Here is a 9,643-nt window from a genome sequence, read left to right as displayed (position 1 = left end):
AGGATCAAACTCTCCGTTGAAAAATATGACAAACCAGCCGAAACTGGAGAGTCGACAATCGAAAAGCGATCCTTTGAATCAGAAACAAAACCATTAAACTGGCTTGTCATCCGTAATAATTTCAAAGGAATCCGACACAGAACAACAGACAACCCATCACCCAAAATCTCGAAGAGACCAGGGGTAGGAGAGTCATCCAATGCCTGTGTACGGGGTTAATGCATCTTTCGGCATTGACTTTCGGCACGCTGTTGAGTTCTCAAGAATCGGACGCACACCGCGCTTCGCACTTTCGCTCGAAGCCCCGGGGCAACTCGCCCAACTTTACTGACCCGATTCCAGCCGGTCAAATCGGCTCTTTTCGACCCAGTCCCCCCCGCACGCCCCAGTGCCTGAAACCCGCCGGGGCGCGTTTCAGTTTCCGAGACCTTCAGGGAGTTTGTCGGAGGGCCGGCCGCTTTCGCGTCCCGCGCCTCGCTCCAACGAGAAGAACACTACTGACATTCGCGGCGCAGATGCAAATCGGGTCCCGGACTCTCGTCCGAGCCTCCCAGCGCCTGCCCTCGACACCGTCGCCCGGCGTCGAGGGAACCAGTAGCTAGTCCCTCTGGTCACTCCACTCGCACGCGTCTCCGCGAGCGACACTTCCATGATGCCGCACCCACACAAGTCCTTTTCGTGGGAGACGACAAGGTGGGAGCCTGGTCGGCTCCCACCTGTCACGTACCGCACCGCCCAGCAGACGCCTCTCGGCGAGTGGCCGCTCGTAGCGGCTTAGGTTGAGGCCCGGGGTCATGTTCCGGACGGCATCAGGTGTAACCGACCTCCCCCACGACCTATTCCCGGACGCAGGGAAACTCCGCACCGCCTTGGTGGAGGACCAGCCCGCCATCCCTGACCTCGAGCTGCGCGTCGATGCCGTCCCCGGCGAAGCGCTCCGCGGACAGCCCTCTGAACTGCAACGGTGGCTGCCCGTCGAATCGCACCTCCAGGCCTCTCGCCGCCGGCTTCACCTCGAAGGTCATCCCGCTCTGCAGCGAGTACGGCCCGGCCAGCGCCTCGAGCTGCTCATCGGTCGGTAGATCTGGGTGCTCGACCTCATCCGGGTACCCGCGCCATCCGTACGCGGACGCAATGGCGGCGAACGCGCGCAGTACGACCCACATCCCCGCGTCTCCGTTAGTCATCACCACAGCACCCTGCCGAGTGTCGCGGTACGCCAGCATGTGGCAGCAGAACCCTGCATTGCCGCCGCTGTGCCCGTAGCGGCCGCCTGAATCGTCCACGAAGAGGCCGAGACCCAAGTGGTTGAGCCCACCGATGCGTGAGGTCGCCGCGATCTGTGGGGTCAGCATCTCTGTCGCCATCTCGACCGAGAGCACCGCGTTGTCCACGCCGGCATACGCACGCTGCACTCCCAGCGCGAACTTCGCGAGGTCGGCCGGCGTCGTCCAGAGTCCTGCCGCGGCGAGCTGCGGATAGATATCCCACCTACCGTCCAGCGCGCTGCCCGCGTCGTCATGCCCAGTAGCGGCTCTCGGGTGGAGCTCTGGTGGAAGCGGTTGCGCGTAGTCGCTGTCGGACATGCCGAGCGGCTGCAGCACCAACTCCTGCATGAGCTCACGGAACGGCGTACCCGTCACGTCCTCCAACAGTTGCTGGAGGGCCATGGTGCCGCCCCCGGAGTACCGGAACTGCGTTCCCGGCACGAGATCGACGCGTACGCCGATGTTGGTGGCCGGTCGCACGCCGTCGAGGATCTGCGCTGTCGTCGGCAATGCAGCATCCCGCGCGTATCCCGGGAAGCCGGAAACGGTCAGACCGGCGCTGTGGCTCGCCAACTGACGAAGTGTGACCGCGGGCTGCCACTGGCCGACCGGTGGCACCTGCCAGGACGTCAGCTTGCGGTTCACATCCTCGTCGAGGTCCAGGAGACCGCGATCGACCAATCGGAGCATCGCCAGGACGGCGATCGGCTTGCTGATCGAAGCCGCCTGGAACAGCGTCGCCGGCGTGACAGGTCCACCACCCGACACGTCGGCGACGCCGGCTTCCCCAGTTTCAGTGACCTCACCGTCGTCGAACACGACCCAGCTCGCACCCGGTACGCCGAACTCGTCCAGATCGGCTTCGATTCCACCGCGCAGCATGTCCCTGCCCCTCTTCGGTTTCCGTCGTCAGAAACCCCCGCAGCGACAGTACGGCGGACCGGGCTCGCGGCCGTCGATTATCGCGACGGCTGCGGCGCCGAGCAGTCGATCTTCGGGTTGGCGCCGATGTAGTTGAGCGGGCCGGCGACGATCGTCACCAGCGTGGTGCCGACTCGGGCACAGGTCGCGTCGGAGCCGGCGAAGTAGTTGCGTTGCGCGGCGGCGGCGAAACCGATCAGCAGCCAGACCACAACAACGATCGCAACGGCGCGGGAACCAGTCGTAGTGGACCTACGAGTGCGCATGTTCACCTCCAGGGTTGGGCGCACACCCCCGTGTGAACGCCCCCACCGGTGCCCGCCGGAAACCGGCCGGAAACTCAGATTTCGCGCACGTCGTAGTACGGCTTGATGTGTTTGTTGACGTACGTGCCGATGCTCGGCGCGGCCATCAACGCCGCGAACTCCGGCTGCGGAACGTCCAAGTACTGGTAGATGTAGCCGTTGACGTATTCGAGCTCGAGCGTCCCGTCGGACCATCCGACCGATCGCACACTCGACGAGTTCACCGGGCGTCGCCTCATCCGCAGCTCCTTCCGCACGCGCTCAGCCGCCCAGTCTGCCTGCCCCTGCGGTCACGGCGAGGCAGATCGCTCCGGGTCGTGTGCCTGGAGGCGCGCCAGGGCGCGGGTCAGGTCGCCGAGCGCCGTGTTGAGCTCGGTCAGCACGGCGTTGTCGATCGCCCCGCCGGCCCGATCCAGGCCGAGATTGGCCGCGAACCGGACATGAGCGTCGGGAGGCGCCTTCTTGAGGTAGGTGTCGAGCGCCTCCTGGAGATAGGGACTCGGCACGACCTCCGGTCTCTCGCGCCACTTCGTGAGCGTGCGCGGCGATATCCCCAGCTGCTCCGCGAACGCTTCGTTCGTCAGCCGCAGCGCCGTACGCAAGGCGTGCGCATGCCGGCCGGTCCATTCCTCGATGACTGTCATCCGTGCTCCTTCCTTGCAGGTCGGTCACTCCTTGCAATGAGAATATGGCGTTTCGGTCACCGCCGGTGGGCAGAATTTGTGCGCTGTGGATACCGGTTGAGTTCCTGGTGGGGACGCGTGACCACGCGTTGACTTGCCTCATGGACGAGATCAGCGGGAGAACCGCGACGCTGCTGCGCACCACCAGACAGCGTCATCTGCGCGTCGCACACACGTCCGGACCACGCCGCTTCGAGCTGGTCCGCCACCGCGACGTCTCCGGCGTGAGTGGGACGGGCGTTGTCGCGGAGGGAATCGAGTGGAGCGACGGCACGGTCGCGCTGCGCTGGGGCGGGAACTACCCGACCACGACCGTGTGGCAGGACGGGATCGAGGCGCTGCTCACCATTCACGGTCACAACGGAGCGACCGTGATCCGCTGGCTGGACGAGTAGGCATGCGCGGTCGACCCCGGTGGGGCGGGCCCACCCTGCAGACGGCCCGCTTCACCGGCCTACTCGGTGAAGAACTCCTCCCGGTACGCCACCTCCGCCGGCTGCTCAGTTGCCGAGCCGCTCTGTCGGGCCACCGAGCCGTTCTGCTCAACCGCCGAGCGGTTCTGTCGGGCCGCCGAGCCGCTCTGCTCGACCGCCGAGCGGTTCTGTTCGGTCGCCGAGCCGTTCTGGCCGGTTGCCGAGCCGTTCTGGCCGGCCGCGGGACTGTGCTGGCCGGACGTGGCGGGACGGGCCTCGTGACGGCCGTGCCGTCGGACCGGCCGCTGCTCGGACTCGCCCGCCGCGCCACCCTGGCCCTCCGCGACTCCGTCCTCGCCCGATGCCATTCCGCCCTGGCCGGAAGGCGTACGGTCCCGAGTCGGCGCGGTTCCGTCCTCGTCCGGCGGGGCCGTGCGGCCCTGGCTCGGCGTGGTCGTGGCCTGGCTCGGTGTGGTTCCGTTGTCGACCGGTGCCGGGCGCTCCTGGGTTGGGGCGGTTTCGGCGTGGGTCGGTTGAGGGCTGTGGTCGTCGGGGGTGGTCAGGTCCTCGATTGCCGTGCTGAAGGCGAGTTCGGCGCGGGTCGGCCGTTGGCGTTCGATCTTTTCGGCGGCGACTCGTCGCGCCGGGAGGTCGTTCGCCGCGGCCGACAGTTCGGCAAGGGTGTCGAGGAGGCCGAGGGCGGTCTCGACCTCGCCAGGGTGGTTCACCATCCACCAGACCGCAGCCGAGCCCGGCGTGGCGAAAACGTCGTCCTTCAGGTAGGCACGTTTGTCCTGCTCCATCCGGCGTTCGAGCAGCGTTGTCTGCTCCCGCCGGTGGAGCGCGGCGAGGTGCTGAAGGTGCTTCTGATCCGCGTCCGGCAGCCGAAGTCTCACCTCGGTCGCCCAGCTCCGGACCAAGCCCTTCTCGTCCAGCGCGGGCTCGCCGAGGAGCGCGGCCAGGCGGTGCTGGTTGAGGGACTCCTCGGTCACCTGCTGCCGGGTGGTGAGCGACCTGGCCCGGTCCAGCAAAGCATCGACCGCGACCGCACCGAGATCCGCATGGCGCGAACCCGACAGCACCGTCGACCACTGCACGATCGCCGAGAAGCTGAACTGGAAGTCCGGGGAGGCCGACGGCAACCGCACGTCGGCGATCGTCCTGGACGGCGGCCCGGAGAAAACCGGCTCCGGGTCAGGGAGGACGACATGCGGCGCGGGCGCGGGCTTCGTGACCACCGGACGGGGCTCGTCGGGCTGCTTCCACACGACGGCCAGCAACACCAGCAGCACCACGATCAGCACGATTGCCGCCCAGGCCGGCAGCCCGGCGATCAGCGACACGACGTACAGGACCAGCACGATCGCCGCAGCGGTGAGGAGGGAATTCCGATGGAGCTTCATGGCGCCGTTCCTTCACCGCGTCGGGCGGACGTCAGCAGGTCGACCAAGTCCACAGAAAGTTTCCCATGGGGTGCGGAGCGTGGCGATTGCTCTGCGTGTCGGTCAGCCGGTGAGGGAGCGGAGCGCCTGGCGGGACGGAGTCAGGAGGACCGGCTTGTAGGGGCAGCGCTGGTCGGTGAGGGTCTCGTAGGCACGGATGGCCCGGCTGGCGGCGTCCCAGCCCTGCTCGGCGGGGGTGCGGCCGAGGCCTCGGTTGCGGACCAGGGCGCCGTAGAAGGCCGAGCAGAAGACCGTGGCTTCATACCAGCCGATGACCGTGCTCGTGCCGATGTAGGTGATGTCGTCCTGGATGCAGTCACGGATGGCGCGCTGCCACTTGCCGATGCCGGTTTTGCAGCCGTCAGCGATGACGACGCCGCTGGCAATGCCCCACTGGTGGTCGAGGAACCAGTCGGCGAGCGACCGCAGCGACACCTGGGTCTCGCCGTCGGTGGACAGGAACGACGGCTCCTCGCTGTGGTCACCGTGTGCCATCACGTGCAGGACGGTCGAGGGGGTGGTGAGGGCCGAGAAGGCGGTCTCGTGGTCCCGGGTCCGGACGAAGTTGACGTCGAGATACGGGCGGTCCCAGCCGGCGTTGATGTTGCCGGTGATGCCCTGCACGAAGGACATCGACGCGTCGAACGAACTGTCCAGCCCCAGATCCACCAGAGTGATCAGCCGGTTCTTCATAAGCCCACCCCTCCAACGCTTTTCGCCGCCCGTCGCACCATGATGAACCACAGATCCGACAGTTCGCGCGGGGGTGCCTCGGAGCTGAGACGGGCCGCTCGAACCGTACGCCGTACGGCGGGATCGAAGACCGCGGAAACAGGTGCGGACCGTGATCGGCCTATCGTGGGCCGGGCGCGTACGCCGAAGGAGGAAGCCGATGAGTCAAGTTCCGACAGTCACGCTGAGTCACAGGACCGCGATGCCGCGGGTCGGGCTCGGAACGTCGCCGATGAACGACGCGGACGCCGAGCGGGCGGTCGGCACGGCGCTCGAGCTCGGGTATCGCCTGATCGACACCGCGGAGAACTACCGCAACGAGGTCGGCGTCGGCCAGGCGCTGAAGAACGCCCCGCGCGACGAGGTGTTCGTGACGTCGAAGTTCAACAAGCGCTGGCACAGCGTCGACGGCCCGCGCCAGGCGTTCGAGGCGAGCGCGGAGAAGCTCGGCGTCGAGTACCTGGACCTCCTGCTTATCCACTGGCCCAACCCTCAGCAGGACCGGTACGTCGAGGCGTGGCAGGGACTCATCGCGCTCCGCGAGGCTGGTCTGGTGCGCGCGATCGGTACGTCGAACTTCAAGCCGGCACACCTGCAGCGGCTGATCGACGAGACCGGCGGCGCGCCAGAGGTGAACCAGGTCCAGCTGAGCCCGGTATGGGCGAAGCCGGCCGAGCGGGAGTTCCACGCCCGCCACGGCATCGTGACCGAGGCCTGGAGCCCGCTCGGCAAGGGCACGGACCTGCTGAGCCACCCGACCGTGCAGGAGATCGCGAAGCGCCACGTCCGCTCCCCCGGCCAGGTCGTGCTGCGTTGGGAGACCCAGCAGAACGTCGTCCCCATCCCGAAATCGGCCGACCGCGAACGCCTCGCTCAGAACCTCGCGGTCTTCGACTTCGACCTCACCGACGCGGAGCTGGCCTCACTCGCGGCTCTCGACGGCACCGGCCGGGCGCCGGCCGATTCGGACCACTCGGGCCACTAAGCCTTTCGTGCGATGTAGTAGGCATTGAAGGCGTCGTCGTCGACCTGGGTCACTGTGGTGGACACGAAGCCGGCGTCGGTCAACATGTCCAGGGCCTTCTGCCGGCCCCACACAGTGCCGAGGCCGTCGCCGCCGAGCGACAGCGACACAGTCATGCAGTGCATCGTCGAGACGCCGTACAAGAACGTGGCGAACGGGTGGTCGACGTTGTCCTCGAGGTTGCTCGATGCTGCGATTTCGACCATCAGGAACACCCCGCCCGGGCGCAGCGCCGCCGCGATGCCGGCCAGTACGTCGGCCGGGTGCGCCTGGTCGTGGATCGCGTCGAAGGCGGTGATCAGATCGAACCGTTCGTACTCCCCCAGCGCGGCCGCGTCCCGGACGACGAACTCCGCGTTCGCCAGTCCCAGCGCGGCTGCCTCTGCCCGCCCCGCGGCAACGGCTTCGGACGAGAAGTCGTAGCCGACGCACCGGCTGCGCGGATAGGCAGACGCGATCAGATTGATGGCGTGCCCGCTCCCACAACCGATGTCCGCGACGTCGATGCCCTCCGCCAACCGACCCGGAAGCCCAGCTATCAAAGGGAGAACCGTGTCCAGCAGCGCGGCGTCGAACACGGCGCCGCTGTCCTCGGCCATCAGCCGGTGGAACTCGGTGAACTCCACGTACGGAACACCTCCGCCGCGACGGAAGCACTCGACGAGCCGCGACTCGACACCCGCCAGCAGCACCATGAACTGCGTCGCGCCCGCAAGGTTCTGCGGCCCCGCCGAGCGGGTCAGGAAGGCGGCGTGCTCACGCGGCAACCAATAAGTCCGGCGACCGGCGTCGTACTCGATCACTCCGGCGACCGTCATCGCGCCCAGCCATTCACGCACGTAGCGCTCGTCGAGCCCAGTGGTGCCGGCGATCTCCGGACTTGTTGCCGGAGGCAACTCTGCCACCGTGTCGAAAAGCCCGACCTGGTGCCCGATGCTCATCAGCAGGGCGAGCATCCCCTCGTTCAGTACCTCACCCATCCGCGCACCGAAGGTCTCGACGCGTGCGGGGTCCAGCAATGCCTCGGTCATGGTCCTACCTCCCAACGTCAGCATCGCGCCGGGAGAGACCCCGAGCATCGGCGATCTCGCCTATTCGCTCACCCGGGTCACGTAGGCGGCGGCTTCGGTCCGGTTCCGTACGCCGAGCTTGGACAGGATGCTCGCCACGTGGTGCTCGACGGTGCGGCGGCTGATGTACAGCCGGGCCGCGATCTCCGGATTCGGCAGCCCTTCCGCGAGCACGGTCAGTACGTCGTACTCGCGCTTGGTCAGCAACCCGACGCCACGCGGTCCGAGGCGGGCTGCACCAGCCCCGGCTGCTCGGAGCCAGGCCGCCGCGGCATCGGCGTCGGCCGCCGCGCCGAGGTCCTCGAACACCGCCAAAGCCATCCGGGCCTCCGCCACGGCAGCCGCAGGCTCGTCGGGAGCCATCGCGGCGGCCAGGATCATCCGGGTGCGCGCGACCTCGAGCGGCATCTCCAGCAAGCCGAACCAGGTCTGCGCCGCCGAAAGCCGCAGCACTGCCTCGCGATGCCGCCCCTCCGCCAACAGGGTCTGCCCACACAACCGCGCGCCGCGAGCAGCGATCAGGCCGCTGTCAGTCTTCGACCCGAGCGCACTCAGCCGAGCAGCCTCCGCAGCGGCTCCAGCCCTGTCACCGGTCGTCAGGCAGGCCTGACCGAGCACCTCCCGCAGCCGAGCCTCCTCCAACGGCATCGACCGATCAAGCCGGCGTTGAATCAGCGAAATCGCCACCGCGGCCTCACCGCCGGCCAGGTGAACGGCAGCAAGCACAGGCACTACGACGGAGCGATCCTCGAACCCGGTGAGAAGTCGCCGAGCCTCAGCCAAGCGCCCCTGCGCCAAACGAAGGTCAGCCAGGAATGCTGCCGCCTCGGCCTGCACAGTGGGCAACGCGTCCCGGGCCAACTCCGCTGCCGCGGACAGTTCGGTCTCTGCCCGCGGCCAGTCACCGGTGCAGGCCAGAACAGCGCCGTACGACGCCCGGCACGTTGCGTGCAGGTACGGGCAGCCGTACCGGTCGATGAAGCCGTCGAGCGACCGCGTCCACTGCACGACGCGCAGGAAATCGGCGCCGCGTACGCAGGACCGCATCAGCAGACAGCTGGTGAAGACCACCGTGTCCGGCCGGGTCCCCTCACCGCCCAGCGCGCCCGCCAGCGCTTCGTCGAGCAGTTCCGTGCCCTCGAGCACGTGTCCCCGGTTGATCAGCGCCGAGCCCCACAAACTCAAGGCACACAGCTCCAGATCGTGGTCTCCCGCTTCGACCGCGATGTCGTACGCCGCCTCGGACGACGCAGCGACCTGCGATGCGTCGTCGGTACACCCTGCCCGGGCGAGCGACGCCCAGGCAGTCACGACCGGATCGCCGACCTCCGACGAGACCCGCACCGCCCGCGCGGCCCAGCCTCGCGCCGCGGCACGGTCACCGAAGTTGGCGTCGTACAGGAGGCTCAGGCCGATGGCCGTGAACACGGCCTGCGCGGGATCGGTACGGCGGAATTGCGCGTAGGCCTGTTTCCAGCAGGAGAACGCCGTGCCGACGTCGCCGAGCCACCAGTGGGCGTCCCCCAGTCCGGCCAGACCCCGAGCCGTTGCCGAGATCCCGACCGCCTCGCCGAACGCGGCCCGAGCCGCGACCCAGTCCCCGGTGCCGAGCGCCTGCTCCCCGGCTGCGAGGAGACCGTCGATCCCCTCCACAGCTCGACGGTAGACGCGCTGCGGCCCCCGGGGGAAGTGGGAAGTTCCCGGGGCCGTGGCGCTTTCAGCTGGTGGCCGGCCGGACCGACCGCTGGATCAACTCCGGCCGGTGGATCAGCTCCAGCGCCCGGA

General features: G+C 67.9%; 10 protein-coding genes. 2 read left to right on the top strand and 8 right to left on the bottom strand.

Annotated features, from left to right (window positions below; all coding sequences use genetic code 11):
- Window positions 1-836: 836 nt before the first annotated feature.
- The 4 genes from ABZW60_RS33570 to ABZW60_RS33555 form a co-directional block, all read right to left on the bottom strand.
- A complete protein-coding gene (locus ABZW60_RS33570; RefSeq protein WP_355483759.1) occupies window positions 837-2,150 on the bottom strand; it encodes a serine hydrolase domain-containing protein in 1,314 nt (437 codons plus the stop codon).
- Between the two features lie 77 nt (window positions 2,151-2,227).
- On the bottom strand, window positions 2,228-2,455 hold the full coding sequence (locus tag ABZW60_RS33565) for a hypothetical protein (protein ID WP_355483757.1): 228 nt from the start codon (window positions 2,453-2,455) through the stop codon (window positions 2,228-2,230).
- A 74-nt stretch (window positions 2,456-2,529) separates the two neighbouring features.
- Window positions 2,530-2,733, bottom strand: coding sequence for a KTSC domain-containing protein (locus ABZW60_RS33560; protein ID WP_355483755.1), 204 nt, complete (start codon window positions 2,731-2,733; stop codon window positions 2,530-2,532).
- Window positions 2,734-2,784: 51 nt separating this feature from the next.
- Complete coding sequence (locus ABZW60_RS33555; protein WP_355483753.1) at window positions 2,785-3,138, bottom strand: XRE family transcriptional regulator; 354 nt, start codon at window positions 3,136-3,138, stop codon at window positions 2,785-2,787.
- A 140-nt stretch (window positions 3,139-3,278) separates the two neighbouring features.
- On the opposite strand from ABZW60_RS33555, the gene ABZW60_RS33550 reads away from it, so the two are divergent.
- Complete coding sequence (locus tag ABZW60_RS33550) at window positions 3,279-3,572, top strand: hypothetical protein (protein ID WP_355483751.1); 294 nt, start codon at window positions 3,279-3,281, stop codon at window positions 3,570-3,572.
- 59 nt (window positions 3,573-3,631) lie between these two features.
- On the opposite strand, the gene ABZW60_RS33545 is transcribed toward ABZW60_RS33550, so the two are convergent.
- Both ABZW60_RS33545 and ABZW60_RS33540 read right to left on the bottom strand, forming a co-directional pair.
- Window positions 3,632-4,993: a hypothetical protein gene (locus tag ABZW60_RS33545; RefSeq protein WP_355483749.1), complete on the bottom strand. Its 1,362-nt coding sequence runs from the start codon at window positions 4,991-4,993 to the stop codon at window positions 3,632-3,634.
- 102 nt (window positions 4,994-5,095) lie between these two features.
- Window positions 5,096-5,725: a hypothetical protein gene (locus ABZW60_RS33540; RefSeq protein WP_355483748.1), complete on the bottom strand. Its 630-nt coding sequence runs from the start codon at window positions 5,723-5,725 to the stop codon at window positions 5,096-5,098.
- 199 nt (window positions 5,726-5,924) lie between these two features.
- Here ABZW60_RS33540 and ABZW60_RS33535 point away from each other — a divergent pair, with 199 nt between their 5' ends.
- Window positions 5,925-6,749: an aldo/keto reductase gene (locus tag ABZW60_RS33535; protein ID WP_355483746.1), complete on the top strand. Its 825-nt coding sequence runs from the start codon at window positions 5,925-5,927 to the stop codon at window positions 6,747-6,749.
- Here ABZW60_RS33535 and ABZW60_RS33530 read toward each other — a convergent pair.
- Together ABZW60_RS33530 and ABZW60_RS33525 are read right to left on the bottom strand one after the other, a co-directional pair.
- The gene (locus ABZW60_RS33530; RefSeq protein WP_355483744.1) at window positions 6,746-7,819 is read right to left on the bottom strand and encodes a methyltransferase domain-containing protein; all 1,074 of its coding nucleotides are present in this window, start codon (window positions 7,817-7,819) and stop codon (window positions 6,746-6,748) included. The two genes, ABZW60_RS33535 and ABZW60_RS33530, sit on opposite strands and share 4 nt — an antisense overlap.
- A gap of 60 nt (window positions 7,820-7,879) precedes the next feature.
- Window positions 7,880-9,511 (bottom strand): LuxR C-terminal-related transcriptional regulator, encoded by a 1,632-nt coding sequence (locus tag ABZW60_RS33525; RefSeq protein WP_355483742.1) that lies wholly within the window; start codon window positions 9,509-9,511, stop codon window positions 7,880-7,882.
- Window positions 9,512-9,643: the final 132 nt, after the last annotated feature.

The organism is Kribbella sp. NPDC003557, from assembly GCF_040610805.1.
Classification (GTDB): Bacteria; Actinomycetota; Actinomycetes; order Propionibacteriales; family Kribbellaceae; genus Kribbella.
Note: the sequence above shows the minus strand (reverse complement) of the source record. Positions and strands in the feature narration are given on the sequence as shown.

Excerpts from the sequence above, each read along its gene's own strand:
- ABZW60_RS33570 (WP_355483759.1), bottom strand. The coding sequence starts at position 2,150 with ATGCTGCGCGGTGGAATCGAAGCCGATCTGGACGAGTTCGGCGTACCG.
- ABZW60_RS33565 (WP_355483757.1), bottom strand. The coding sequence starts at position 2,455 with ATGCGCACTCGTAGGTCCACTACGACTGGTTCCCGCGCCGTTGCGATC.
- ABZW60_RS33560 (WP_355483755.1), bottom strand. The coding sequence starts at position 2,733 with ATGAGGCGACGCCCGGTGAACTCGTCGAGTGTGCGATCGGTCGGATGG.
- ABZW60_RS33555 (WP_355483753.1), bottom strand. The coding sequence starts at position 3,138 with ATGACAGTCATCGAGGAATGGACCGGCCGGCATGCGCACGCCTTGCGT.
- ABZW60_RS33550 (WP_355483751.1), top strand. The coding sequence starts at position 3,279 with ATGGACGAGATCAGCGGGAGAACCGCGACGCTGCTGCGCACCACCAGA.
- ABZW60_RS33545 (WP_355483749.1), bottom strand. The coding sequence starts at position 4,993 with ATGAAGCTCCATCGGAATTCCCTCCTCACCGCTGCGGCGATCGTGCTG.
- ABZW60_RS33540 (WP_355483748.1), bottom strand. The coding sequence starts at position 5,725 with ATGAAGAACCGGCTGATCACTCTGGTGGATCTGGGGCTGGACAGTTCG.
- ABZW60_RS33535 (WP_355483746.1), top strand. The coding sequence starts at position 5,925 with ATGAGTCAAGTTCCGACAGTCACGCTGAGTCACAGGACCGCGATGCCG.
- ABZW60_RS33530 (WP_355483744.1), bottom strand. The coding sequence starts at position 7,819 with ATGACCGAGGCATTGCTGGACCCCGCACGCGTCGAGACCTTCGGTGCG.